This is a genomic window from Streptomyces chilikensis (assembly GCF_001642695.1).
Classification (GTDB): Bacteria; Actinomycetota; Actinomycetes; order Streptomycetales; family Streptomycetaceae; genus Streptomyces; species Streptomyces chilikensis.
Genome location: NZ_LWCC02000121.1, coordinates 1 through 25,766, shown reverse-complemented (window position 1 = coordinate 25,766; position 25,766 = coordinate 1). Strand labels below are relative to the sequence as shown.

Below are 25,766 nucleotides of genomic sequence, written 5' to 3'. Positions count from 1 at the left end.
ACACCATGCCGATGCCGCACATCTCCCCGCCGACGGTCCGCGGCCTCGTCCGCGACGCCGCCACCGCACCCTCCCTGCACAACGCCCAGCCCTGGCGCTTCGTGTACCACCGCGACGCCGGAGTGCTGGACCTGCGCGCCGATCCCGGACGCGACATGCCGCACGCCGATCCGGACCACCGCGCCCAGTACATCAGCTGCGGAGCCGCGCTGTTCAACCTGCGGGTCGCCGCCGCCCACAGCGGCCTGGTCATGCACACCTCCGTGCTGCCCGACCCGGACGACCCCCGGCTGGTCGCCCGCGTGCGCCCGGGCACGGCGGGCACCGCTGCGGCCACGGGAGCTCTCGCGAGCCTGTACCCGGCGCTGTCGCGCCGCCACACCAGCCGGTTCCCCTTCGAGGACCATCCCCTGCCCGACGAGCTGAAGCAGCTCCTGGCCCGCGAGGCCGAGGCCGAGGGAGCCCGTCTGCAGTTCCCCGGCGGCTGGCACGTCCGCTTCCTGGTCGACCTGATCGCCGAGGCGGAGGCCGACGCCGAGCACGCGGGCGACCCCGACGAGGCCCGCTGGCTGCGCGTGGGCACCGCGCCGGAGCTGGCCGCCGACGGCGTGCCCTGGTCCGCCGTCGGTCCGCGGAGCCGGGACGCCGCCTGGCGCAGCCGCGACTTCGGGCACGGCACCGGCCGGGAGAGGGCCACCGTCCGGTTCGAACGTCATCCGCAGCTGGCCATCCTCTCCACGGCCGACGACGATCCGCCGCGCTGGGTGATCGCCGGACAGGCCCTGGAGCGCGTCCTGCTCGCGGCCACCACGGTCCAGGTGGCGACGGGCCTGACGACCCAGCCGCTGGAGCGCGGATCCCTCCGCTGGCTGCTGCGCGACCCCCTCCAAGGCCGCGGCGCCGTACAGATGCTGCTGCGCCTCGGTTACGGCCCCACCGGGGCCGTGACGCGCCGCCGCCCCGTCGACGACATCCTCGACCTCGAGCCGTGAACGTCCGCCGTCCCCCCGTCGCCCGCCTCATGGCGCGCCCCGTCGTCGGCGCGGGCCCGGACACGGCCTTCGCGCGGATCGCCGAGTGCGTGCACCGGCACCGCGCCGGGGCCCTTCCGGTCGCCCGCGACGACCGGGTCGTCGGGCTCGTCCCCGAGGCCGGCCCGCTGTCCGAGGGAGCACGCCATGTCCGACGACTCCGCCCGGCCCCGCGTCCTGATCGCGCACGCCACGGCGCACGGCTCCACCCTGGGCATCGCCGAGCGCGTCGCGGACATCCTCCGGCGAAGGGGCGCCCAGGTGGAGGTCCGCCCCTGCGACGACGTGGCCGACGTGCACCCGTACGACGCGGTGGTGCTGGGCAGCGCCGTCCACGACATGGCCTGGCTGCCCGAGGCCCTGGATCTCGTACGCCGCGAACGGGACGCGCTCCGTGAGCACCCGGTGTGGATCTTCAGCGTCGGAATGCCGGGAGCGCTGCGCGGTCCGTGGAAGCTCCTGGCGGGGCGCGAGGAGCCGAAAGTGGCGGGCCCGGCGCTGCGGGAGCTGCGTCCCCGGGACCACCGGCTCTTCTCCGGGGTGATCCGGCCCGAGCACCTTCCCCCGGGAGGACGGGTGAGCCTGCGGGCCATGGGACTCCGGTACGGCGATCACCGGGACTGGGAGGCCGTCGACGACTGGGCACGGCGAATCGCCGACGACCTCACGCGCGGCGGCACGGGCGACTGACGTGATGCGGGCCCGCGTCCTCCCTCCCATGCCCTCCCCCCATGTCCTCCACTTCCTCCCTCCCCGCCCCTCGGGTCCGAGACGGGAAGCTCCCCGCGGGCCCGCGGCCCGGGCGGGACGCGGAACCGGGTGACGCCGTCGCGGGACCGTGGCGGTACGGCTCCCGGGACGGCGGACCCCGCTCCACCACCCACCGGAAGGGCTTCCCGGGCGAACACGGGCACATCCCCTCATCCTGGTGTTCAGGGGGCATTCAGTCGATGTGCCGTGGGAGCTGATCCGGATGGACTCTGGGACGACGACCGCGCCCGCCGGTCCGGTGCGGGTGGAGGCGGAGCTGGACGAGCGGTTGTCCCGCTGGCTGTGGCTGGTGAAGTGGCTCCTGCTCGTCCCGCACTACGTGGTGCTGGTCTTCCTGTGGATCGCCTTCCTGGTGGTGAGCGTGATCGCCTTCTTCGCGATCCTGTTCACCGCCCGCTACCCGCAGCCGCTGTTCGACTTCAACACCGGCGTGTTGCGTTGGAGCTGGCGGGTGCACTACTACTCGGCCGGCGCGTTCGCCACCGACCGCTACCCGCCCTTCAGCCTGGGCGAGGAGCCCGATTACCCGGCGCGGCTGCACATCGCCCGCCCCGGTCGCCTCTCGCGCGGCCTGGTCCTGGTCAAGTGGTGGCTGCTGGCGATCCCGCACTACGTCGTGGTGGGTTTCCTGACCGGCGGCGGCTCCGGAGGGGGCCGGGCGGACGCCGGTGACGGTGAGGGCGGCCCGTGGGCGTGGTCGGCGGGGCTGATCACCGTCCTGGCGTTCTTCGCGATCATCGCCAAGGCATTCACCGACCGGTATCCCGGGGGCCTGTTCGACCTGATCGTCGGGTTCAACCGCTGGGTGCTGCGGGTGGTGGCCTACGCGGCGCTGATGACGGACGCCTATCCGCCGTTCCGGCTGGACCAGGGCGGCGCGGAGCCGGACGCCGGACAGCGGGACGCGGCGCGCAAGCGGTGGTGAATCCCGGTCCCGCCGACGGCGTCCCCTCGTCCCCGGGTTTCCGCTCACCGCGCCGAGGCGGGCACGACTGCTTGACCGGCCGCCGTCCCGCGGGGCAGGCGTCAGCGTTTGACACGACTGCGGACAGCGAGGACGGCCAGGCCGAGGAGGGCGGGTTCGGTGAGCCGGGAGGCCATCTCGGCGTAGGTGCCGGTGGTGGTGAGGTCCTGGCCGGAGGAACGGAAGACCACCGAGTTGATCACCACACGCAGGGCCTTCTCCCACCGGTCGCCCGTGACCCGTTCGAGCAGCGGGCCGGTGGGGTTGACCGGTTCGGGGGAGTCGGTGACGAGGGTGATCTCCTGTCCCGCGGCGACCTGGCGGCCGGTGGTGGTGGGTTTCGGATCGTCGGCGGGCAGGCCCCACAGCATCATCACCGCGACGGTGACGGCCATGGCCGCCCCCAGCCAGGCCAGCGCGCGGGAGGCGCGCAGCCCGTACCCGGACAGGGCCCAGTGGAGCAACAGCAAGGCGCGCTCGCCCCGGGGCCGGGTGGCGTCATGGCGGCGCATCTCGCACTCGCCGTAGTAGAAGTCGGCGGCGTCCGGCTCGTTCTTGCCGTCCTCCAGCGACTTGCGCAGCTGCCGGTACAGCGCCGCCACCGCCGCGGGCTTGAGGGCGGGGGCGTCCCGCGGCGGGGTGCCCCAGCCGAGGGCCGCGGCACGGTCGGAGCGGCCGGCGGTGCGCACCCGCCAGTGGTGCTCCTCGGCCAGGGTGTTGCGTCGGCTCCACCGCCAGGGGAACCGCCGGTTCCAGCCGGGAGGCGTGGTGGCGAAGGTGCACCAGCCGTCCACCTTCATCTGATCCAGATGAATCGCACCGGCCATCCGGCACCTCCGCAGGTCGATGTCGTGAAGGGCCAGATGCGCGGCGTCCACCCCGCCCACCGACACCAGGCGCACTCCGGGCTCCTCGCCGGACAGCTCCGCCTCCGGCAGCGAGTCGCCACGTCCGAGGGGGAACGGATCGGGGCGGGCGGCGACGAGCACCGGGTATTCGAGGACCGCGTCCCTCAGGTCCAGTTCGGTGTGGCGCAGGTGCAGCGTGGCGGTCGATGCCCAGCGCGTCCGCACGCAACTCGTCCGACGGGCGGCGATCTCCACCGTCACCGGCCGCTGGAACACCGCGCCGTCCAGCACCACCCGCTTTCCGCACGCCAGTGGCCCCAGACGGGGCGTCCCTTCGAACCGCGCCTCGCCGAAGGTGACGTCGCCGAAGAACCGCGCTCCCCCGAACCGGGCGGGCCCGGAGAACGTCACTCCGTCGAACAGCGCGTCCCCGAAGAACGTCGCCCCCTCGAACCGGGCCTCGCCGGAGAAGGACGCCCGGGAGAACCGGGCGTCGCCCGAGAAGACCGCCCCCTCGAACCGGGCGTCGCCCAGGCGCGGGCCGCCGGTGGCGTCGGCCGTCGTGGAGCCGAGCAGCAGGCTCAGCAGTTCAGGGGTGAAGGGGGTGCCGCGGTGGTCCAGGTCGGCACCGGGCGACAGAGCCGAAAGGTAGGCGGCGCGATCGGCCGCGTTCACGTGGGCCAGGCAGGCGGTGTGGCCGCCGACGGGGATGCCGCGGCAGCCGACCGGATCGGCCGGGGCCGAGCCGTGGCCGCAGTGCGGCCGGTCCGGCGGGGTGCTGGAGGGTGGTTCGGGCGCGACAGCAGTCATACCCGAAGGACTCGGCAGTACCGTCGGGCAGTTCCGGACCGGCCGCAACGGGTGGGAGGAGCGGAAAAAAACGATGGCGCCCGGTCGCCGGCGGCCCCACGCCGTGCCGTCTTCGTGAAGCGCCCGGTAGGTGTCGTCCGTTCGATTCGAGGATCTTGGGGGTGCGGCCGATGGGTGTCTGCGTGACGGGACCTTGAGCGCGAGTACACGTGCATCGAGCGCTTCCTGGCCGTGGCCCGGGAGTCCGCCATGTCATGCGCACCGCCCCTCACCCGGACAGGTCCGGCTTGGACAGGCCGGACAGGTCAGGCAGGGGAGCACCTCGGCGAGGCGTGTGGCGGAGGAATTCCGGGATGCCGATTCCGAGGAACTGGTGGGCAGGAGCCCTGCGGATCTCGTGGACCTCCGCCTCCGGCGAAGCAAGAGGAAGGAGACCCTGGAGACCCTCAAGCAGCACATGCGCCGGGAGAAGCCCGCAGGGGCGATGGCCGCCGTCATCGCGGGCGAGGAGAAGGGAGGAGTCCGGTCCGACGGACCGCCGCCTGGTGCCGGGGTGCGCACTCGAGGCCCTCACCACCGCCGTGCCGAAGTACTGGGGTGACAGGACACCGATCATGGAGAGGCCGGTACCGGAGTGGGGCGAGTGGAGGGCGGAACCGGTGCGGGAGGCGTCCGGGACCGAGAGTTCATGGTCCACCGCCCGAGCGCGTCCCCTCCACCGAAGCCGGGTGGCCCCCAGCGTTGATTGACGGCCGGGACGGGGATTCAGCTGACGCGTACTCCCCACATGAAGGGCATGCCGCTGGTGCTGATCGCTTCGTAGCGCACCACGGCGCCGGGCTTGGGAGCGTGGAGGATCTGTCCGTTGCCGGCGTAGAAGCCGACGTGGCTGAGGTCGCTGCGCATGATGATGAGGTCGCCAGGCTTCAGGTCGCCCAGGGAGTTGATCCGGGTGCCGATGTTCGCCTGGGCCTGGGACGTACGCGGTATGGAGACACCTGCCTGGTTGAAGGCCCAGGAGGTCAGCCCGGAGCAGTCGAAGGAGTTCGGTCCGGTGGCGCCCCACGCGTAGGGCATGCCAACCCGGCTCCGGGCCGCTTGAAAAGCGGCGGCCGCACGCTGCGAGCCGCTGGCCTCATCGCCCAGGTCGGCTTGCTGACCGGCGCGGTTGGCTCGCTGGTCCTCGGCCGCGATCTTTGCGCGCTCCTGCGCCGTCAGCGTGTTGAGGAGCTTCTGAGCCTCGGCGAGCTTGCCCTGGACCTCCTTCTTCTTGTCCTTCAGCTCCTCACGGGTGTCCTCGAGATCCTTGAGTTTGCCCTGGGCCTCCTCACGCTGCTGCTCCAGCGTGCGCTGCTGGGACTGCATCTGCTGCAGCGTCCCGAGCTGCCGGCCGCTGATCCGGTCGAGCGTGGCCGCCTTCTCGAGGTAACCATCCGGATCGGAGGAGAAGAAGAGCTGCACGGACGGGTCCACCCCGCCGTCGCGGTACTGAGCACTGGCCAGCAGTCCCAGGTCCTCCCGCAGCGTGTTGAGTTCCTCTTGGCTGCGGGCAACGGCGTCCTGGAGGTCCTCGACCTCCCGCTGGAGCTTGCTCTCCTTCTCCTTCGCGCCGTTGTACTTCTCGGTCGCCTGCGCGGCCTGCTCGTAGAGTCGGTCGACCTCGGCCTTCACGCCCTTCTTGTTCGGGTCCGGCAGGGGATCGGCGTGGGCGGCGGACTGGGTCGTGAAGGCCACTGCCGCTGCGGCGGCAGTCGTGAGCATGGTCGTGTAGGTGCGCTTCGGCTGCTTGGGACGACGGTGGGACCCCACGTGGACGAGCTCCTTCTGCCTCGACCGCCTGTCGGGCGCGGGCATCGGCCCGGCTCCGCGGGGTTCCGCGGACTCGGCGGCACCTTCGCCGCCATCCCGAGTGGATGGCCGACCATGCGAAGACATGAGCGGATACTAGACAGCTAAGAGTCTTAGCAGCAACGCGGGTCACCTGCAGCATCGTGCGAAGTGGATCCGCAGTTCTTTGTCCATCCGCAGCAGGGATCGCGGTTCATTGTTCTAAGGGACTTAGTAGCTATGTGGCAGCGTGAGGGAAGGCCGGGCGCCCCGCTTTCCGTTCGGCCACTACGATGAACCGGCGCCGATGCGCGCTCGGGGCCGGAATGCGACAAGGTGATGGGAGGGTCTCGTGCGACCGCTGGGTGAGCTGGAGGCGCAGATCATGAACCGCCTCTGGACCTGGGGACGACCGGCGCCCGCGCGTGACATCCATGCCGATCTCAACCGGACGCGCCCCATTGCCTACAGCACGGTGAAGACCGTGGCCGAGATCCTCTTCCGCAAGGGCATGCTCCAGCGCGAGAAGCAGGGGCGGGCCTGGCAGTACGAACCCACCTGCAGTCGCCAGCAGTACACGGCGTCGCTGATGCAGGATGCGCTGGGGGACAACCCCGACCCGGCCGGCGCTCTCCTCAGTTTCGTCGAGCAGATGTCGGCCTCCGAGGTGGAGGCTCTGCGCTCGGCTCTGCGGGCGGCGAAGCGGAGGGGCGAGGCGTGACGTCGACCCTGTTCCTTGCCGGATACGCGGCCTTCGTCGGTGTCTTTGCCCCGCGTGTGCTGGCCAGGGCGCGGTGGACTCATCGTGCGCCTCGGCTCGCAGTGCTGGCGTGGTACGCCCTGATGGCCACTTTTCTTGTGACCGTCACGCTGGCCGCTTATCACCTGGTCCTGCGCGAACAGCATGTCCACGACGGGTTGGTCGGGCTGCTGAGCGCCTGCGGCCTGTTTCCCGTCGGCTCCGCGTCACATGCCGCAGCCGACCCTGCGACGCTTCTGCCGCCGGCCCTGGTCGTGCTTCTTCCCGCAGGCTGGTTCCTCGACAGGGTGTGGCGTACTCGCCGTGCTCAGCGTCGTCACGTGGCCCTGCTCGCCGTGGTGGGCAACCCTTCCGCCGACCACGACGCAGTGATCGTCGACCATGACACCCCGGTGGTCTACTGCCTGCCTGGAAGGTATCGCCAGGTCGTGGTGACGCGCGCGGCGATCAAGGTGCTCTCCCAGGAGCAGCTCGGCGCGGTGCTCGCGCACGAGCGGGCTCACATCGCTGGGCGGCACCACCTCTGCCATGCGATGGTGGACGCGTTCGGCCGGTCCTTTCCGGGCTTGCCGCTCGCCCGGCAGGCCAAGGGACAGGTAGCTCTTCTGCTGGAGATGGCTGCGGACGACCGTGCGTTGAGACTGCACTCGCGCGAGAATCTGGCGGCCGCCATGTGTGAGGTGGCTGCGGGCCGGGCGCCCAGGGCGGCCTTCGGCGCGGGAGGGTCCAGTGCGGCCGTTCGGCTGCACCGGCTCCTCGTCCCCGCGGCGACACCAGGGCGTGCGGCGCGGCTCGGTGTCGTCGGAGGCTCTCTCGCGGCCTTGCTGGTTCCCCTGCTCATCGCTTGCGGCCCCTTCTTCGGCTGACACGCCCGTATCCGCGGATCGTGTTCCGCGGCGCCGGCCGGTCGGCTGCTGTGGCGAGGTGCGCTGTCCGGACGTGCGTGCCCACGTCATGTCGGACCGCGGCACGGCGATACCCCCCGGGGGCAGCGAGGAACACCCCCAGGGGGTACGCCCGAGACGGGGAGAGGGCGAGACCCGCCTTCCCCCACGTGAAAACCCCTGTCCCACCTGTCCGAGGAAGAAGCCACGACCTCCCGGACCCGTTCCTGCTGCTCCACCGACGGCACCTGTGGTTCGGCCGCTGCCGCCGACCCGCCCCGTGGGCGGGTGATCAGTGCTGGGCAGAGCGCGACGGCCGGTGCAGAACGGTCCAGGTCCGGCCCCCGTCGGTGGATTCGTAGACGGTGTCGGTGCTGTCGGCGGCCAGCAGACGCCGGGCGGTCACGGCGGTGAGCACCGTCGCCTCTCCTCCCTCCGGCAGCCGACCGCGGTCCGCCCAGGCGCCGCCGCTTTCGCCGCTGACGACACGGCCGTCCGGCGTGAGCCCGACGAGCAGTCCGCGCTCCGGCTCGTCCACGGCCACCAGGCCAGGGGCGCCCGGCACTTCCCGGAAGGTCCTGCCTCCGTCGTCGCTGCGCTCGAGGCCCGCTCCGGTGGCCGCCCACACGGTGTCGGACGCCTCGGCGTGAGCGGCGAGGTCGACCGCCGGCAGCTCCGCGCGCTGCTCCCAGCCGCGTCCGCCACCGGTGCTCGCCCATACCTTGCCGCTCTGGCTGTCGAAGCCGTACAGGGACGACCCGGCGTGCTCGAGCGCGTGGAAGTCCGCCTCTCCCTCCGCGGAGAGGGTCCGCCACGTCCGCCCGGCGTCCGTACTGCGGATCAACCCCAGGTGTGGTGATCGGGCATCGGGATCGGTCGGGGAGGGATGACCACTGGCCAGGAAGGTCGAGGGTCCGGCGACGGTGAATCCCATGGTGTCCTGGTAGCGGTCCGCAACTCGGACCGCCTTGCCGTTCTCGATGCGGAAGACGCCGAAGTGACCTGCGGCGTAGACGGCGTCGTCGGCCGGGTCGACGCCCAGGCCGTGCAGGTGGCCGGTGCCAGGATCGGCTGTCGACGCCTGGGCTTTCCGGTCGGTGTCGTTGCCGGAGCAAGCGGCGAGGAGCGTGGCGGTCGCCGCCAGAAGACATGCGGCGCGGAGCCGCCGAGTGCGAGCAGGAGTGATCACGGTGAGTCCCAACGGTGCTGAGGAAGGCGGGGGCCATGCCCGGGAGGGGCGGACGCGTCAGCGCCCGCCCCTCCTCGGTGATCCGGTCAGCTCTTGCCGAGCAGCTCGTTCATCTGCGTGATCTCAGCGGTCTGCGAGGTGACGATCGTGTCGGCCATCTTCTTGGCCGGCTCGTAGCTGCCGTCGGACTGCTCGGTCCTGGCCATCGCGACGGCGCCCTCGTGGTGCTCGATCATCATCTCGAGGAAGGCCGTGTCGAACGCCTTGCCCGAGGAGTCCTCGAGCTCCTTCATGTCCTCCTCCGACATCATGCCGCCCATGTCGTGCGTGGAGTGATCCATGGCACCCTCGGCGGGCACCTCCTCACCCCAGGAGGTGAGCCACCCGGAGAGGGTCTTGATCTCCGGGTCCTGGGCCTTCCTGATGTCCTCGGCGAGCTCCTTGACCTCGGCCGACCCGGCTCGGTCGGCCGCGAGGCCGGCCATCTCGATCGCCTGGCGGTGGTGCGGGATCATCCCCTTGGCGAAGGCGACGTCAGCCTCGTTGTGCTGCCCCTGGGACGCCGGCGCCGAGGCGGCCGGGGAGTCGGCGCCGTGCCCGGAGTGCCCGGCGGCGGTGTCGCTGTTGCCGCCGCCACAGGCGGCCAGGACGACTGCGGCCACGGCTGCGGTGGCCACGGCGCTGGTACGACGGATGAGGGAACGCTTGCGGTTCATGCTGCAACTCCTTGACGCCGCGCTGCCCACGAAGAAGGACGCGCGGTTCTGGCGGATCCGAAGGCGCGGAAGCAGGACACCGCCACCGCACCGGGGGCGGAGGTGTCGTGCAGGCCGCTCTACACCCTCAGGAGCTGCAGCTCGGACAGATCGGGCGGCGCGCGCCCGCCGTCCGTCGACGCCATGTCCTTCGCCGGCATGGAGGTGTCAGAGGGAGGGCCGACCGGACCGGTGTCCGGCGTGGGCGGCGTGTACGGGACGGTGACGCCCGCCGCGGCACAGGTGCCGTCCGCGTGAGCAAGATGGTGCGGACCGTCAAGACCGTGCGAGCAGGCAATGTCTGCGGGGAGAGCGTCCGCTGCGTGACCTGCCGCCATCGCGTGGGTCGCGTGGGTCGCGTGGGCCTGGGCCGGCAGCGCTCCGCCGGGGGCGAGTCCGTGCATGCCCAGCACGCCGGTCAACACCGTCATCACCAGCAGCACGAAGGAGCGCCTCGCAGGGCGGTGGCTCCACGACGTGCTGCTGACCATGACGCCCATGGTAAGGGCTGCCGCCGGAACCGATCTCCTCCGCTCCCCGACACCTGCGACAGTGCTTGCGTCATGCGCCAGAGGCGGCGGAGCGGTGAGGTGCGGTCCAGGGCCAGGGTGTTCGGGGCGAAGGAGGCTTCGGAAACGGTGTCTGCGCACGGCGGGGACGCCCCACTTGGCCGACGATGGATGGTGAATATCATTGAAACCATACCCCCTGGGGGTATATGTTTCGAGGTGTGAGCCGCACCGGCCACTCTGGAGAGCCGAACGGAGATGACGGTCATGGACCACGGAACGCACCACACGAGCAGCACGCACGGCCACACCACCCCTGCGGGCGCCGGCGGTCACCACGACAGCCACGCGGAGCATCACGGACACGGACACGGCGCGTCCTGGCCGACGGCGGTGAAGGCGACGCTGCACTGCCTCACCGGGTGCGCCGTCGGTGAGATCCTCGGCATGGTCATCGGCACCGCGCTGCTGTGGGGGAACGTGCCGACGATGGTCCTGGCGATCGGCCTGGCGTTCCTCTTCGGTTACTCCTTCACGCTGTTCGCGGTGGTCCGGGCCGGGTTGTCCCTCAAGGCGGCGGTCAAGGTGGCGCTGGCGGCCGACACGGTCTCCATCGCGGTCATGGAACTGGTCGACAACGCGATCATCGCCCTGACGCCCGGTGCGATGGACGCTCATCTGTCGGACGCGCTGTTCTGGGCGGCGCTGCTCGGCGGCTTCGCCGTGGCGTTCGTGATCACCACCCCGGTGAACAAGTGGATGATCGGCCGCGGCAAAGGGCACGCGGTCGTCCACGCCTACCACTGATCCGCATCGGCGCGGCGCCGGGTCGGCCTCTTCGGCCGCCGAAGAGGCCGCCCCGGCCGCGCGCGGCCGTGTTCGCACGCGTCCGCGGGGGCGACGCCCTCGTTCCGCACGCCGTGTGGCCGGTGGGCCAGGGCGTGACGGCCGAGGCCGGCCGGTCCGGACGCGTATGAGCCCGCGACACGCCGGGCTGCGTGACGGGCCGCAGGCGGGCGATTGGACGAGCCGTCAGCACTGTCGCCGCGGTCCCTCCCGTAGGAAGTCGCCGTCCTTCCGGTCGCTTCCTCTGCCGCGCGTCTGCGGACGGACCGCTCCGTTCAGCCGCCCGACCGCGGCGGACGCCACCGGGGGCGCCGCGGTCGGCACGCCGACGTCACGGCGTCGGCGGGTGGGTGACTCCACCCCGTGGATCCACTTCGCCACGTCCTCCCGCGAGACCTCGTTCAGCGAGCGAAAATACCCCCAGGGGGTATACGGTTGTGATCGACGTCCTGAGCGGACGACGCCAGAGGGCACATCACGTCATTGGAGATGTCATGAGGGATCACTCCGGCCACGACCAGACCGACCACGGTGTCCACGGCGGAGCCCGGCCCGGCGGGCTGTCGGTCTCCGAGAACGGGTACACCCTCGAGGTCGACTCGACGATCCTCACCGCCGGCGTGCAGCCGGTCAGCTTCCGGGTGATCGGCCCCGACGGGCAGGCGGTGACCGAGTTCATGTCCGAGCACGAGAGAGAACTGCACTTCATCGCCGTCCGGCGCGACACGTCCGGGTTCCAGCACGTGCACCCGGTGATGGACGGGAAGGGCACCTGGAGCGCCGAACTGGCCCTGGAACCGGGGGACTGGAGGTTCTTCGCCGACATCCACCCGGCCGGCCACGACGGGACCATGACGCTGGGCATCGACGTCGCGGTCGCCGGGCCGTACGACCCTCGGCCGCTCCCCGAGGCCACCAGGACCGCGCGGACCGGCGAGTACACCGTCGCGCTCGACGGCGAACTCCTGCCGGGCAGGGCGAGCGAGCTGACCCTCACCGTCAGCCGGAACGGCCACCCCGTCATCGACCTGCAGCCCTACCTGGCCGCGTACGGACACCTGGTGGCACTGCGGGTCGGTGACCTGGGTTACCTTCACGTCCACCCCGAAGGTGGACCCGGTGACGGCACCACCGCACCGGGACCCGAGATCGCCTTCACGGCGGTCGCGCCTTCGGCCGGCACCTACCGCCTGTACCTGGACTTCCAGCACGACGACGTCGTCCGGACGGCCGAGTTCACGGTGCGGACCACCGCGGCCACTCCCCGCTCGGACGCGGCACCCCAGGCGGCACCCGAGCACAGGAGCCACCACCGCGGCGACCACGCACACCACTGACCGCGTGGACGCCGTTGATCCGCTGACGTGGCGCACGGCCCGGCCAGGGAACGCCCACCCCGTCGAGCCCACCGGCCCCAGCACGATTCCCCCTTCGGAAGGAGCGTCATGCCCCGCCTGACCCGACTCACGCCCGACACGGCGGTCGGCGCCTCGCGCGACCTCCTCGCCGACCTGGTCTCCCGCCATGGCCGGATCGGCGACATGGTCTCCACGATGGCGCATTCGCCGGCCGTACTGGGCGGCTACCTCCAGCTCAGCCGGGCCATGGGGCGAGCCAAACTCGACCGCAGGATCAGCGAACGGATCTCGATCGCCGTCCAGGCCCTGCAGGGATGCGGGCTGTGCCTCGACGCGCATGCCGGTGCCGCCCGCGCCCTGGGGGTGGACGAGGAAGAGATCGAGCGAGCCCACGAGGGCACCTCGGCCGATCCCGCAATCGCGGCGGTCATCGCCCTCGCCCTCCAGGTCTACCGCGAACCGACGTCGATCACCGACGAACAGGTCGTCGCGCTGCGTGAACACGGCTACAGCGACCGCGCGATAGCCGACGTCGTCGGCGTCGTCGCCCTCAACATCCTCACCGGCGCCTTCAACCTGCTCGCCGGCCTCGCCCCGGAGAGCGACACCGGCGCCTAGGGACGTTCCCGCCCGTACCCGCGGGGCACGGCCTCCACCCGGGGCCCGTGCCCCGCCGCATGAACCGGGCGGCGCCGGCGGAGCGGCGGCCGCGTCCGCGATCAGTCGGACGCGCACGCCCTCCACCCCGCCGTCCGTAAGAGCCGCCCGTGTGACCGCGTCCGCGAGGTGGCCACACGGCTGCGTGTGGACCAACGGCAAAACAGTCGCGATCACAGTGATCAGGAGCTTCGCGATGACCCAGTGGTGGCGCGGCAACCCCCACACCGTGCCGAGGGACCGCACAAGGCCGCTCACCGGCATCTGATCGCCGAAGCAGCCGAAGCCGGTGACCTGCGCCCGCCACGGTGCCGTCGTTCCGTCACCATGCGGCGCCTTCCGGACGACGGATGGGGTCACGGTGTTTCCCGGCCGGCGGACGCGGTGCGGGATCCTCTTCGTCCTGCCCACCGGTATCCAGTGGGAGTACCTGTCCCAGGAGCTCGGTTCGGTTCCGGCTCCGGCGTGACGTGCCGGAGGCGGCCGGCCGTCACGTCGTCCTGCTGGAGAAGTCGCGGGCGGCGAAGCGGTTCGACCGGTCCCGGACCGTGCTCGACTCCAGCCACGTGAGGGCTGCTCGGCGAGGCCCGGAAGCGGACCCGGTCCGGTCGACCGCGCACGTCCGGGCGGCAAGCGCCACTTCCTCGTCGACGGGCAGGGCATCCCGCTCGCGGTGTCGCTGACCGGCGGAAACCGCAACGACGTCAAGCGGTTGCCGCCCTTCCTCGCCAAGCCCCTTCGGTTGTGGGCCGGGTAGGGCCACCGCGGTGCCTGCCGCACGTGGTGCTCGTACGGCTCGGGGCTCGGAGCGCACCGGTGGGTCGTTGGGTGCACCAGCGCCCGGCTGCACGACTTCCAGCGCCTACGCGTCTGCCGGGAGCCTTGAGCGTTTTCCACCCCGACGTGACTGGCCCTCAAGCTTTCCGTGCCCGCCAACCCGCTCTCTTACATACCCCCCATGGGTATGCTACGGTGCAGTCACCGGGTACCCCCCAGGGGTATGTTAGAGAAAGGGTGAACCCATGTCAGCCGTCAATCCCCGGCGCTGGTGGGCACTGGTCGTGCTCGCCGCCGCTCAGTTCATGGTTATCATGGACACGTCAATCATCGGGGTGGCGCTCCCCGAGATGCAGAAGGACCTCGGCTTCTCGCAGGGCGAGCTGCAGTGGGTCTTCAACGCGTACGTCATCGCCTTCGGCGGGCTGCTGCTGCTCGGTGGTCGCCTCTCCGACCTGCTCGGCGCGCGCAAGGTCTTCAACACCGGCTGGGTCGTGCTGATCGCGGGCTCGGTCGTCGCGGCCGCTGCGCAGACGGCCTGGGTGGAGATCGTCGGTCGCGCCGTCCAGGGCGTGGGCGGTGCGCTGATCGCGCCCTCGGCCATGACGCTGCTCATGATGCTCTTCGCGCACGACCCGAAGGAGCTCGGCAAGGCCATGGCGCTCTACGGCGCCGCCGCCCCCGCGGGCGGCACGGCCGGCGTGTTCCTCGGTGGGGTGTTCACCGAGTGGCTGAGCTGGCCGTGGATCTTCATCCTCTACGTCCCGATCGGTGTGGCCACCCTCGCCGCCACCAAGCTCCTGCCCGCCGTCGACAGCCGCCGCGGCGCCGTCGACGTGCTCGGAGCCGTGGCGGTGACCGCCGGTCTGGCGCTTGCCGTGTTCGCCATCGTCCGGGCGCCGGAGGTCGGCTGGACCTCCACCGGCACCGTCTTCCAGCTGGTCGGTGCCGCCGCGCTGCTCGCGCTCTTCTTCGTGATCCAGAAGACGGTGCGCGAGCCGCTGATGCCGCTCGGTATCTGGCGCGTCCCGCGGCTCGGCTCGGCCAACCTGGCGATGACGCTGCTCGGCGCCGCGTGGATCCCCATGTGGTACTTCCTCAACCTGTACCTCCAGCAGGTGCTCGGTTACGGAGCATTCGCCTCCGGTGCCGCACTGCTGCCGATGACCGGCCTGCTGATGATCTTCATGACGGTGATCACGGCGAAGCTGATGGCCAAGTTCGGCGCCAAGCCGCTGATCGGCGGCGGTCTGCTGGTCCTCGCGGCCGGGCTGGTGTGGCTGTCCGCCGTCGAGCCCACCGGCACCTTCGTGGTCGACGTGCTGCCCGCGTCGCTGGTCGCCGCGCTCGGCATGTCGCTCGCCTACATTCCGGCGATGATGGCCGCGATGTCCGGTGCTCCGCAGGAGCAGGCAGGCCTGGCGTCCGGCATCGTCAACACCACCTACCAGGTGGGGTCGGCGCTGGGTCTCGCGGCGCTGACCGCGGTGGCCACCTCCCAGGGCGCCGGCCGGCTGGGCGACCTGCCCGCCCTGACGGACGGCTTCAGCGCGGCGTTCGTCTGGGCCGCCGTGATCGCCGCGGCGGGCGGGCTGATCACCCTGCTGACGATGCGCGGTGACGAGACCGCTGCCGCGCCGCAGGCCGACACCGCCCCGGCGGCGCAGGGCGAGCGGGCCGGCGTCTGACGGGCCGGTCGTCCGGTGGGCAGGCGGAGGCGTCACCGCGGCACCGCCGTCCCGCAGGAAAGAGAACATCCGAAGGGCCGTCCGGCACCGGGAAACCGGGACGCCGGGCGGCCCTGAGTCTTGAACGGAGGAGCACCGTCCATGGACATACAGACCCGCGCCGTGCACGTCCTCGGCGACCCCGTGCCGGGCGACAGCCGGCCCTTGAGCGTGCCCATCGTCCAGTCCTCGGCCTTCGCCTTCGACTCCGCCGACGCACTCGCCGACGCCATGGCCGGACCGGACGGCCCCTACGTCTACTCGCGGCGCGGCAACCCGACCGTACGGGCCCTGGAACACACGCTCGCAGGTCTGGAGGGCGGAGCCGCCGCGATCGCTTTCGCGTCCGGGATGGGGGCGATCAGCGGTGTGCTGCTGGCGCTGCTGCGGCCAGGTGACCACGTGGTGGCACAGCGCTGTCTGTACGGCGGTACGTACGCCGTGCTGTCGGACCTCGCCGGGCGGTACGGCGTAGAGGTGGAGTACGTACGCGGCGACGACGTGGCCGAGTTCGAGCGGCTCGTCCGGCCCACCACTCGGGTACTGCACCTGGAGACCATCGCCAATCCGACCGGGCGGGTGCCCGACCTGCCCGGCCTGCTGGCGGCCGCTCGGCGGCACGGCGTGGTGAGCGTGGTGGACAACTCGCTCGCGTCGCCCGTGCTGTGCCGTCCCTTGGAGCACGGCGCCGACGTGGTCGTGCACTCGACGACCAAGTACCTGGCAGGCCACTCCGACGTGCTGGGCGGGGTGGCCGTTTTCGCCGATGGGGAGTTGCGCGACCGGGTATGGCCGCGGACCGTCGAACTCGGCGCCTGCGCCGATCCGTTCGCGGCCTGGCTGACCCTGCGCGGGCTGCCGTCACTGCCGTTGCGGATGCGGCAGCACTGTGCGGGCGCGCAACTGCTGGCCGGTCGGCTCGCGGAGCACGAGCGGGTCACCGCCGTGCACTGGCCCTGGCTTCCCGGCCATCCCACGTACGACCTGGCGCGCAAGGTGCTGTCGGGAGGCGGCGGCATGGTCTCCTTCGAGCTCGCCGGCGGCCGGGCGGCCGGACGCGCGTTCATCGAACGGGTGCGGCTCGCCCGGCTCGCCCTGTCGCTGGGCGGCGTGGAGACGCTGGTCGCGCACCCGGCGTCGACATCGCACCGGGAGCTGGGGGAGGAGGCGCTGGCGGCGGCCGGCATCGGTGCGGGAACGGTGCGGATGTCGGTGGGCATCGAGCACCCGGACGATCTCTGGCGCGACATCGAGCAAGCTTTGGGCCGTCCATAGATTTGGATTGACAAAATAAACGGGAGGTTCGTAGATTGTAGTACGTCAAGAGATCTTCTCTCCGGCTCCAGGGGGCGTTCATGCGCTACTTCGAGGACTTCCGCACCGGTGACATCCACGAGCTGGGCACCGTCACCGTCACCGAGGAGGAGGTACTGGAGTTCGCGCGGCGCTACGACCCGCAGCCCTTCCACATCGACCCCGAGCAGGCGAAGCAGTCGCCCTTCGGAGGGCTGATCGCCAGCGGCTTCCACACCTCGGCGCTCTTCATGCGGCGCTACGTCGACGGGCTCCTCGCCTACAGCGCCTGCACCGGGTCGCCGGGCATCGACGAGATCCGCTACCACCGGCCCGTGCGCCCGGGCGACACCCTCACCGCGCGCATCCGGATCCTCGGATCGCGCCCCTCGCTCGGCAATCCCGCCACCGGCATCGTCCAGCCGCGCTGCGAGCTGGTGGCCCCCGACGGGACGGTCGTGTTCAGCATGATCCTGCACAGCATCTTCCGGCGGCGTCCTGCCGGCCCCTCCGCCGAATCCCCCGCGTCGATGTCCGCGGCGGAGGACCCGGTGCCCTGTGCACGAGAGAGCCGGACACGGCCGTCCGCACACGTCCCGCTGTAATCCCGCTTCCCAAGCGCTTCCCGAAGGGAGACCTCCTGTGGAGGCCGTATCCCGCACCGCCCAGTGGACCGCCGCCGCGCGGGCCCTGGAGACCGAGCGTGAGGACCGGCTGTTCGCCGATCCGTACGCCCGTACCGTCGCCGGAACCACCGGCTTCGAGCTGCTCGAACGCTACGCGGGCGCAGGCACCGTGCCGTTCCTCGCCATCCGCACCACGTACCTGGACCGCGCCATCGGCCGCGCGGTGCGGGAGCAGGAGATCCGCCAGGTCGTGTTTCTCGCGGCCGGCATGGACACCCGCCACTACCGGCTCGACTGGCCGACGGGCGTCACCATCTACGAGCTCGACCGGCCCGCGCTTCTCGAGGCCAAGGCGGCCATGCTCGCCGATGAGCCCGAGCCGGCCGGCCGCGAGCGCCGCACCGTCGCCGTCGACCTCACCCAGGACTGGACCGGTCCGCTGAAGGAAGCGGGCTGGCGCTCCGAGCAGCCCACGCTGTGGGTGGTCGAGGGCCTGCTGTTCTTCCTGCCCGAAGACGCCGTGCGCACCCTGATCACGACCCTGTGGCAGCACAGCTCCCCGGGCTCCGTCCTCCTCGGCGACGTCATCAGCAAGGCCGCCCTGGACAACCCGCTCTCGCGGCCCTTCATGAAGGCGCTCGAAGAGGACGGCAACCCCTGGCTGTTCGGCACCGAGGAGCCCGAGCAGCTGCTCACCTCCTGCGGCTGGACGGTGCGCGAGGTCAAACAGCCCGGCGAGGACGGCGCCGACTTCGGCCGCTGGCCCTACCCGGTGCCGGCGCGTGAGGTGCCCCGAGTGCCGCGTTCCTTCCTGTTCACCGCGATCCGAGACGAGGCCACGTCATGACCGAGCAGACCGGTGCCCCGAGCGCCGACCCGACCACCGCCTTCCACCAGCGCGTCATCGACGACGCCGCCGCGGCCGTCCGCGGCCTGAGCATCTCCATCGGCGAGCGGCTCGGCCTGTACCGCGCACTGGCCGAACACGGCCCGCTCACCCCCGCGGAGTTCGCGGAACGCGCCGGCATCACCGAGCGGTACGCGGAGGAGTGGCTGCACGCCCAGCTCAGCGCCGACTACGTGGAACGTCACCCGTCGTCCAACAAGTACACCCTGCCCGCGGCGCACGCCTCCGTGCTCGCCGAACCCGGCTCCGCGACCTTCGCCGCGGGGTTCTTCACCGCTCTCAAGGCGCTGTACGCCACCGAGGACCTGCTGGTCGACGCCTACCGCACCGGTGAAGGCGTCGGCTGGGCCGAGCACGACCCGGCCCTCGACACAGGCATGGGCAGCTTCTTCCAGCCCACCTACCGGCACCGGCTGCTGAGCGACTGGCTGCCCGCACTGGAAGGCGTCACCGAGAAGCTGGAGAACGGCGGCAGCGTCGCCGACATCGGCTGCGGCGTCGGACACACGACCCTGCTCATCGCCAAGGCCTACCCGCAGGCCAAGGTGTACGGCTTCGACTACTCGGAGGAGGCCGTCACCATCGCCCGGCAACTCGCCGAGGACGAGGGCCTGTCCGGGCGCGTCGTCTTCGAGACCGCCTCCGCCGACGACTACCCGGGTACCGAGTACGACCTGGTCACCTTCTTCAACTGCCTGCACGACATGGGTGACCCGGTCTCCGCCGCCCAGCACGTCCACAAGTCCCTGAACCAGGACGGCACCTGGATGCTCGTCGAGTCCAACGTCTCGCCCTCCGACATCCACACCCGCACGCCGGCGGCCCGCATGTTCATGGCGCTGTCCGCCGTGATGTGCCTGCCCGTCGCAGTCGCCCAGCGCGGTCCGCACGCCCTCGGCAACCACTCCGGGGAGAAGGCGTTCCGCGCCATCGCGGAGGAGGCCGGCTTCACCCGCTGGCGGCGCGCCACCGAGACCCCGGTCAACGCCGTGTACGAGGTCCGGCCCTGAGCCGTGTACGACGTCCGGTTCCGACCCGTCCGACCCGACAGGAGAGACCATGGCCACCACGGCCCTGCCCGTCACCGACCGCTTCCTCGAGGTTCTCGAGCGGCTCAGCGAGAAGTCCATCGAGGACTACTACAACCCGTACCAGCAGTTCCAGTGGCCCGAGAAGCTGGACGAGAACCGCCTGTGGATGAGCCCCGAGCTGCTCACCCCCTACGGCACGCCGCACTTCGACGAGCTCGGTGAGGAGACCCTGCACCGGCTGTCCAGGTGGGAGTCCATCAACTTCTACAGCCTCAACGTGCACGGCATCCGCGAACTGCTCATCGAGGTCGTCAACCGCATCCACATGCCCGGCTTCGAGGTGCCGTCCGACTTCTTCCACCACTTCATCGGTGAAGAGAACGAACACATGTGGTTCTTCGCCGAATTCTGCCGGCGCTACGGCGACAGGATCTACCCCTCGACGGCCATGCGCGCCGACTCGGCCTGGGAGCCCGAGATCGAGAACTTCCTCGTCTTCGCCCGCATCCTGTTCTTCGAGGAGCTGGTCGACCACTACAACATGCGGATGGCGCAGGACGAGACGCTCTGCGACACCATCCGCCAGGTCAACCGCCTCCACCACCAGGACGAGTCCCGGCACATCGCCTTCGGACGCGAACTGGTCTCGCTGCTGTTCACCCGAATGCGCGAGGCGGTGAGCGAGGAGCGGCTGCGCGAGGTGGAGAGCTACCTCAAGCGCTACGTCGTCTTCAGCATCAACTCCCTCTACAACCCGCACGTCTACCGCGACGCCGGCATCGCCGACCCGCTCGCCCTGCGCAACGCCCTGCTCGCCGACGAACGCCGACGCGAGTACGAGCGCAAGGCCATCCGCAAGCCGCTCGCCTTCTTCCTCAAGACCGGCATCTTCTCCGACGACACGCTGCCGGTCATCTGACCTGCCGGACAGTCCTGCCGGCCTGTCCCGCCGCCGTCCGGGCTGCCGGCCAACCGAGAGGTGGTCGACCACCGTGTCCCACACCACGTTCACAGCGTTGCGAAATTCCCCCGGAGAAGCCCACGGCCTGCCCTCCCTCGGGCCGGAGGGCACCGCCCTGCTGCGGCTCCTCGACGACACCTTCGAAAGCTGGGGGCTGGCGGCCGGAGCCCGCTCCATGACCATGCCCCCGCTGCTTCCGGCCGCGGACCTGAGGCGTCTGGACTACTACGAGAACTTCCCGCACCAGGCCGTCGTCGCCACAGCGATCGAGGTCGACCGGCGGGGGGAGTTCTGTGCCGAAACCGGATGCTTCCCCTGCAGCACCTTGCAGCCGGCCCAACTCGGCCTGCCCTCCGCGTCCTGTTACGCGGTCTACCTCGACCACGAAGGCCGTGAGGTCGCGGAGGACACCCTCATCACCGTCGTCGGCTGGTGCTTCCGCAAGGAGGAACGCTACGAGGGACTCAGGCGCCAGCTCGGATTCCACATGAGGGAAATCGTGGCCCTCGGCGGCCGCGAACACACCGAGAAGCACCTGTGCGACTTCAGCGACCGCATCACCGCCTTCGCCCAGGCGCTGGACCTGCCGCTGCGCAAGGAGGCCGCATGCGACCCCTTCTACGACAAGGGCGGGTCCAAGGCGGTACTGCAGCGCCTGTCACCCGTCAAACACGAGTTCCTCTACGAGGACCTGGCGATAGCCTCCGTCAACACCCACCGCAACTTCTTCGGTGACCGCTGTTCCATCACCCTCGCCGGCACCGGTGATCCGGCCTTCACCAGCTGCGTCGCCTTCGGCCTGGAACGCTGGCTGTCCGCCCTCACCCGGCGGCACGGCAGCTGGGCCGCCGCCACAGAGGCCGTCCACGCGGCCAGGAACCGTTTCTCCCCGGTCGAACCGGGGGTGTGACGTGCCGGCCCGCCCCACCGCCGCAGGCAGCGGCCTGGGCTGGGCGAACCTCGGCATGGACATCGTGTCCGTCAAACGCGTCCGCCGGCTCCTCGAGGACCACGGCGAGAGGTTCTTCGAGCGGATGCTGGACCCCGGAGAACTCGCCGACTGCCGCACGAGCAGCGGGATCGACCTGCTCAGCCTCTGCGGGCGGATCGCGGCCAAGGAAGCGGCGTTCAAGACCCTGCGGGTCCAGGGCCGGTTCCTGCCCTGGCGGGACATCGTGGTACGCCGCTCGGACGGCGGTTGGCCGCTCGTCGAGCTGCGGCGTACCGCCGCCGAAATGGCGGCGGAGTCCGGCATCACGGACATCACGGTGAGCATCAGCCACGACGTGGACTACGCGGTGGCCGTAGCCGCACCCATCCTCGGCGATCCCTCCGGCCTCCGGCCGTGAGACGCCTGCCCCACTCACCCGTACACAGCATTGTGAGGAGCACACCCATGAGCGACGCCCTGCAGCAGGTGAAGGACTGGATCCTCAAGCGCCACCCGGACCGCGAGGACGTCCCGGGAGACCTGGACCTGATCGAGAACCGCCTCATCGACTCGCTGTCCTTCGTCGAGTTCGTCTTCCTGCTGGAGCAGCACAGCGGCCGTTCCATCGAGATGGAGACCCTCGAGGTCGACGCCATCCGCACGCTCGACGCCATCGACGAGAACTTCTTCCGTGCGGAGGTGAAGTGAGATGACCAGGCGGCTCTTCACCTCCGAATCCGTCACCGAGGGACATCCCGACAAGATCGCCGACCGGATCAGTGACACGATCCTGGACGCGCTGCTGGCCCAGGACCCGGCCGCGCGCGTCGCCGTGGAGACCCTGATCACCACGGGACAGGTGCACATCGCGGGAGAGGTCACCACCACCGCCTACGCCCCCATGGCGCAGCTGGTGCGCGACACGATCCTCGAAATCGGCTACGACTCCTCCGCCAAGGGCTTCGACGGGGCCTCCTGCGGTGTGTCGGTGTCGATCGGAGCCCAGTCCCCGGACATCGCCCAAGGGGTGGACTCCGCCTATGAGACCCGGGTCGAGGGAGGCGACGACGGGCTGTCCCGGCAGGGCGCCGGCGACCAGGGCCTGATGTTCGGATACGCCTGCGACGACACTCCTGAGCTCATGCCGCTGCCGATCCACCTCGCGCACCGGCTGGCACAGCGACTGACCGAGGTCCGCAAGGACGGCACGTGTCCCTACCTGCGACCGGACGGCAAGACCCAGGTCACCATCGAGTACGACGGCGACAAGGCGGTCCGCCTGGACACCGTCGTCGTCTCCTCGCAGCATGCTCCGGACATCAACCTGGAAGGCCTGCTGACCCCGGACATCAGGGAACTCGTCGTCGAGCCGACGCTCAAGACACTGGCCGAGCAGGGCATCAGCCTCGAGAGCGACGGTTACCGGCTACTGGTCAACCCCACCGGACGGTTCGAGGTCGGCGGTCCGATGGGAGACGCCGGCCTGACCGGCCGCAAGATCATCATCGACACCTACGGCGGCATGGCCCGCCACGGGGGCGGCGCCTTCTCCGGCAAGGACCCGTCCAAGGTGGACCGCTCCGCCGCCTACGCCATGCGCTGGGTCGCCAAGAACGTCGTCGCAGCGGGCCTGGCCGCCCGCTGCGAGGTCCAGGTGGCGTACGCCATCGGCAAGGCCGAGCCGGTCGGACTGTTCGTCGAGACCTTCGGCACCGAAACCGTGCCCGTCGACCGCATCCAGGCCGCCGTCACCGACGTGTTCGACCTGCGGCCCGCCGCGATCATCCGGGACCTGGACCTGCTGCGCCCTATCTACGCCCAGACCGCGGCGTACGGCCACTTCGGACGTGAGCTTCCCGACCTCTCGTGGGAATCCACGGACCGGTCCGACGCCCTGCGCAGGGTCGTGGAGGGCTGAGATGCGCATCGCTGTCACGGGCTCCATCGCCACTGACCATCTGATGTCCTTCCCGGGGAGCTTCACCGACCAACTTCTGGCCGGCAGCCTCGACCGCGTCTCCCTGTCCTTCCTCGCCGACCGGCTGGAGATACGTCGCGGCGGCGTGGCAGCGAACATCTCCTTCGGCCTCGGGCTGCTCGGCCTGCGCCCGGTGCTCGTCGGTGCGGTCGGCGACGACTTCGAGCCCTACCGGGTCCGGCTGAAGCAGCACGGGGTCGACACCGACTCCGTGCTGGTCAGCGAGGAACAGCACACGGCGCGTTTCGTGTGTACGACCGACCGGATGCAGAACCAGATCGCGACCTTCTACGCCGGCGCCATGACGGAAGCCCACCGGATCGACCTGGGAAGGGTGGTCGAACGGGTGGGGCGGCTCGGGCTGGTGATGATCTCACCCGACGACCCCGCGGCCATGCTCCGGCACACACGGGCATGCCGCTCCCTGGGCATCCCCTTCGCCTCCGACCCCTCTCAGCAGCTGGCCCGCTTGAGCAAGGACGACGTCCTCGAACTGATCGACGGAGCGCGCTGGCTGTTCACCAACGAGTACGAGACCGCGCTGCTTCAGGAACGCACCCAACTGACCACCACCGAGATCCTGCGCCGCGTCGGTTGCTGGGTCACCACGCACGGGGCCGCGGGCGTCCGCATCCAGCGCGACGGTCACAAGGCCCTGACCGTACCGGCGGTCGAGGTGGCCGGTGTCGTGGACCCGACCGGGGTCGGAGACGCCTTCCGTGCGGGGTTCCTCGCCGGCACGGCATGGGGAATACCGGAGAAGTGCGCGGCTCAACTCGGCTGCGTCCTGGCCGCCACCGCCCTGGAGTACGTCGGGACGCAGGAATACCGGCTGTACCGCGAACCGCTGCTGTCACAGCTGCGGTTCACCTACGGGGTGGGATGCGCTGCGCACATCGTGTCTCATGTGCGAGGGCTGTCATGAGGAAAGCGCGCAGTGACGGTCTGAGGACGGCGCTTGCCACCCGTGTGGTCGTGGCGGACGGGGCGATGGGCACGATGCTCCAGGCCCAGGACCCCACGCAGGAGGACTTCCAGGGCTTCGAGGGCTGCAACGAGATCCTGAACGTGACGCGGCCCGACGTAGTGCGGTCGGTGCACGAGGCCTACTTCGCCGTGGGCGTCGACTGCGTGGAGACCAACACCTTCGGCGCGAACCTCGCAGCCCTGGGGGAATACGGGATCGCCGAGCGGATCTTCGAGCTGTCGGAGGCCGGGGCCGAGGTGGCCCGAGAAGTGGCCGACGAGTTCGCTGCACGTGACGGGCGTCCGCGCTGGGTGCTGGGCTCGATGGGGCCCGGAACGAAGCTGCCCAGCCTCGGCCACATCACCTTTCCCGCCATTCGGGATGCTTACCAGCGGAACGCCGAGGGCCTGCTCGCGGGCGGCGCGGACGCGCTGCTGGTGGAGACGGCCCAGGACCTGCTGCAGGCCAAGGCCGCCGTCGTCGCCGGCCGCCGCGCGATGGAGGCCACCGGGTTCGAGGTCCCGCTGATCGTGTCGGTCACGGTCGAGGCCACCGGCACCATGCTGCTCGGTTCCGAGATCGGCGCCGCGCTGACCGCGCTGGAGCCGCTCGGCATCGACGTGATCGGCCTGAACTGCGCCACCGGTCCCGCCGAGATGACCGAGCACCTGCGCCACCTGGCCCGGCACTCCCGCATCCGGCTGTCCTGCATGCCCAACGCCGGCCTGCCGGAACTCACCAAGGACGGCGCCCGCTATCCGCTGTCGCCGGTTGAGCTGGCGGACGCGCAGCAGGACTTCGTCCGCGACTACGGGCTGTCCCTGGTCGGCGGCTGTTGCGGTACCACGCCGGAGCACCTGCGTCAGCTGGTCGAGCGTGTCCGGGGGGCCGTGCCCGCGGTGCGTGAGCCGCGCCCGGAGCCGGGTGCGGCCTCGCTCTACCAGACGGTGCCGTTCCGGCAGGACACCTCCTACCTGGCGATCGGTGAGCGCACCAACGCCAACGGGTCGAGGAAGTTCCGCGAGGCGATGCTGGAGGGCCGCTGGGACGACTGCGTGGAGATGGCCCGCGAGCAGATCCGCGAGGGCGCGCACATGCTCGACCTGTGCGTCGACTACGTGGGCCGGGACGGCGTCGCGGACATGGCGGAGCTGGCCGGCCGGTTCGCGACCGCCTCCACGCTGCCGATCGTGCTGGACTCCACCGAGGTGGAGGTGCTGCGGGCCGGCCTGGAGAAGCTGGGCGGGCGCGCCGTCATCAACTCCGTCAACTACGAGGACGGCGCCGGGCCCGGGTCGCGGTTCGCCAGGGTCACCGAGCTGGCCCGGGAGCACGGCGCCGCGCTGATCGCGCTGACCA

25 protein-coding genes and 1 pseudogene are annotated in these 25,766 nt (G+C 70.8%); 21 read left to right on the top strand and 5 right to left on the bottom strand.

The window, feature by feature from the left end:
• Positions 1-5: 5 nt before the first annotated feature.
• The 3 genes from A2U95_RS25850 to A2U95_RS25840 all read left to right on the top strand — a co-directional run bounded on the left by A2U95_RS25850 (position 6) and on the right by A2U95_RS25840 (position 2,727).
• Positions 6-992, top strand: coding sequence for an Acg family FMN-binding oxidoreductase (locus A2U95_RS25850; RefSeq protein ID WP_166027334.1), 987 nt, complete (start codon positions 6-8; stop codon positions 990-992).
• Between the two features lie 186 nt (positions 993-1,178).
• Complete coding sequence (locus A2U95_RS25845) at positions 1,179-1,721, top strand: flavodoxin domain-containing protein (RefSeq protein WP_166027332.1); 543 nt, start codon at positions 1,179-1,181, stop codon at positions 1,719-1,721.
• A gap of 283 nt (positions 1,722-2,004) precedes the next feature.
• Positions 2,005-2,727, top strand: coding sequence for a DUF4389 domain-containing protein (locus A2U95_RS25840; protein ID WP_166027330.1), 723 nt, complete (start codon positions 2,005-2,007; stop codon positions 2,725-2,727).
• Between the two features lie 101 nt (positions 2,728-2,828).
• Here the strand turns inward: A2U95_RS25840 and A2U95_RS25835 are convergent, their stop codons facing one another.
• Both A2U95_RS25835 and A2U95_RS25830 read right to left on the bottom strand, forming a co-directional pair.
• Entirely contained in the window at positions 2,829-4,424 is a 1,596-nt protein-coding gene (locus A2U95_RS25835; protein ID WP_166027327.1) for a pentapeptide repeat-containing protein, read from the bottom strand.
• A 765-nt stretch (positions 4,425-5,189) separates the two neighbouring features.
• Positions 5,190-6,233 carry an NlpC/P60 family protein gene (locus tag A2U95_RS25830; RefSeq protein ID WP_166027325.1) on the bottom strand — a complete coding sequence of 348 codons (1,044 nt, stop codon included), beginning with the start codon at positions 6,231-6,233 and terminating at the stop codon, positions 5,190-5,192.
• A 370-nt stretch (positions 6,234-6,603) separates the two neighbouring features.
• Here A2U95_RS25830 and A2U95_RS25825 point away from each other — a divergent pair, with 370 nt between their 5' ends.
• Entirely contained in the window at positions 6,604-6,972 is a 369-nt protein-coding gene (locus A2U95_RS25825; RefSeq protein ID WP_166027323.1) for a BlaI/MecI/CopY family transcriptional regulator, read from the top strand.
• Positions 6,969-7,877, top strand: coding sequence for a M56 family metallopeptidase (locus tag A2U95_RS25820; protein WP_166027321.1), 909 nt, complete (start codon positions 6,969-6,971; stop codon positions 7,875-7,877). Before A2U95_RS25825 ends, A2U95_RS25820 begins: the two co-directional genes overlap by 4 nt.
• A 310-nt stretch (positions 7,878-8,187) precedes the next feature.
• Here the strand turns inward: A2U95_RS25820 and A2U95_RS25815 are convergent, their stop codons facing one another.
• The 3 genes from A2U95_RS25815 to A2U95_RS25805 all read right to left on the bottom strand — a co-directional run bounded on the left by A2U95_RS25815 (position 8,188) and on the right by A2U95_RS25805 (position 10,330).
• Positions 8,188-9,084, bottom strand: a complete 897-nt coding sequence (locus tag A2U95_RS25815; RefSeq protein ID WP_166027319.1) for a F510_1955 family glycosylhydrolase — start codon at positions 9,082-9,084, stop codon at positions 8,188-8,190.
• A gap of 86 nt (positions 9,085-9,170) precedes the next feature.
• Complete coding sequence (locus A2U95_RS25810; RefSeq protein ID WP_166027317.1) at positions 9,171-9,800, bottom strand: DUF305 domain-containing protein; 630 nt, start codon at positions 9,798-9,800, stop codon at positions 9,171-9,173.
• Between the two features lie 119 nt (positions 9,801-9,919).
• Positions 9,920-10,330 (bottom strand): DUF6153 family protein, encoded by a 411-nt coding sequence (locus A2U95_RS25805; RefSeq protein WP_166027315.1) that lies wholly within the window; start codon positions 10,328-10,330, stop codon positions 9,920-9,922.
• Positions 10,331-10,606: 276 nt separating this feature from the next.
• Between A2U95_RS25805 and A2U95_RS25800 the strand changes: the two genes are divergently transcribed.
• The 16 genes and pseudogenes from A2U95_RS25800 to A2U95_RS25725 all read left to right on the top strand — a co-directional run.
• A complete protein-coding gene (locus tag A2U95_RS25800; protein ID WP_166027313.1) occupies positions 10,607-11,155 on the top strand; it encodes a DUF4396 domain-containing protein in 549 nt (182 codons plus the stop codon).
• Between the two features lie 533 nt (positions 11,156-11,688).
• On the top strand, positions 11,689-12,531 hold the full coding sequence (locus A2U95_RS25795) for a hypothetical protein (RefSeq protein WP_166027310.1): 843 nt from the start codon (positions 11,689-11,691) through the stop codon (positions 12,529-12,531).
• 108 nt (positions 12,532-12,639) lie between these two features.
• A complete protein-coding gene (locus tag A2U95_RS25790) occupies positions 12,640-13,170 on the top strand; it encodes a carboxymuconolactone decarboxylase family protein (RefSeq protein WP_166027308.1) in 531 nt (176 codons plus the stop codon).
• A gap of 661 nt (positions 13,171-13,831) precedes the next feature.
• Positions 13,832-13,966, top strand: a pseudogene (locus A2U95_RS33850) (transposase); the annotation flags it as partial.
• A 265-nt stretch (positions 13,967-14,231) separates the two neighbouring features.
• The gene (locus A2U95_RS25780; protein ID WP_166027306.1) at positions 14,232-15,674 is read left to right on the top strand and encodes an MFS transporter; all 1,443 of its coding nucleotides are present in this window, start codon (positions 14,232-14,234) and stop codon (positions 15,672-15,674) included.
• 141 nt (positions 15,675-15,815) lie between these two features.
• Positions 15,816-16,988, top strand: a complete 1,173-nt coding sequence (locus tag A2U95_RS25775; RefSeq protein WP_166027304.1) for a trans-sulfuration enzyme family protein — start codon at positions 15,816-15,818, stop codon at positions 16,986-16,988.
• Positions 16,989-17,068: 80 nt separating this feature from the next.
• Positions 17,069-17,611, top strand: coding sequence for a MaoC family dehydratase (locus A2U95_RS25770; RefSeq protein ID WP_166027302.1), 543 nt, complete (start codon positions 17,069-17,071; stop codon positions 17,609-17,611).
• Positions 17,612-17,648: 37 nt separating this feature from the next.
• Positions 17,649-18,479 carry a class I SAM-dependent methyltransferase gene (locus A2U95_RS25765; RefSeq protein ID WP_166027300.1) on the top strand — a complete coding sequence of 277 codons (831 nt, stop codon included), beginning with the start codon at positions 17,649-17,651 and terminating at the stop codon, positions 18,477-18,479.
• The gene (locus A2U95_RS25760) at positions 18,476-19,549 is read left to right on the top strand and encodes a class I SAM-dependent methyltransferase (protein ID WP_166027298.1); all 1,074 of its coding nucleotides are present in this window, start codon (positions 18,476-18,478) and stop codon (positions 19,547-19,549) included. Before A2U95_RS25765 ends, A2U95_RS25760 begins: the two co-directional genes overlap by 4 nt.
• Before the next feature lie 49 nt (positions 19,550-19,598).
• On the top strand, positions 19,599-20,489 hold the full coding sequence (locus tag A2U95_RS25755; RefSeq protein WP_166027296.1) for a diiron oxygenase: 891 nt from the start codon (positions 19,599-19,601) through the stop codon (positions 20,487-20,489).
• A gap of 73 nt (positions 20,490-20,562) precedes the next feature.
• Positions 20,563-21,441, top strand: coding sequence for a class-II aminoacyl-tRNA synthetase family protein (locus tag A2U95_RS25750; protein WP_240958119.1), 879 nt, complete (start codon positions 20,563-20,565; stop codon positions 21,439-21,441).
• A 1-nt stretch (position 21,442) separates the two neighbouring features.
• Positions 21,443-21,880 carry a holo-ACP synthase gene (gene acpS, locus A2U95_RS25745; protein WP_166027294.1) on the top strand — a complete coding sequence of 146 codons (438 nt, stop codon included), beginning with the start codon at positions 21,443-21,445 and terminating at the stop codon, positions 21,878-21,880.
• 47 nt (positions 21,881-21,927) lie between these two features.
• Positions 21,928-22,170: an acyl carrier protein gene (locus A2U95_RS25740; RefSeq protein WP_166027292.1), complete on the top strand. Its 243-nt coding sequence runs from the start codon at positions 21,928-21,930 to the stop codon at positions 22,168-22,170.
• 1 nt (position 22,171) lies between these two features.
• The gene (gene metK / locus A2U95_RS25735) at positions 22,172-23,380 is read left to right on the top strand and encodes a methionine adenosyltransferase (protein WP_166027290.1); all 1,209 of its coding nucleotides are present in this window, start codon (positions 22,172-22,174) and stop codon (positions 23,378-23,380) included.
• A gap of 1 nt (position 23,381) precedes the next feature.
• Positions 23,382-24,365 (top strand): carbohydrate kinase family protein, encoded by a 984-nt coding sequence (locus A2U95_RS25730; RefSeq protein ID WP_166027288.1) that lies wholly within the window; start codon positions 23,382-23,384, stop codon positions 24,363-24,365.
• Positions 24,362-25,766 (top strand): homocysteine S-methyltransferase family protein (locus A2U95_RS25725; protein ID WP_166027286.1); only part of this gene is annotated, 1,405 nt, incomplete at its 3' end. The genes A2U95_RS25730 and A2U95_RS25725, both read left to right, overlap by 4 nt.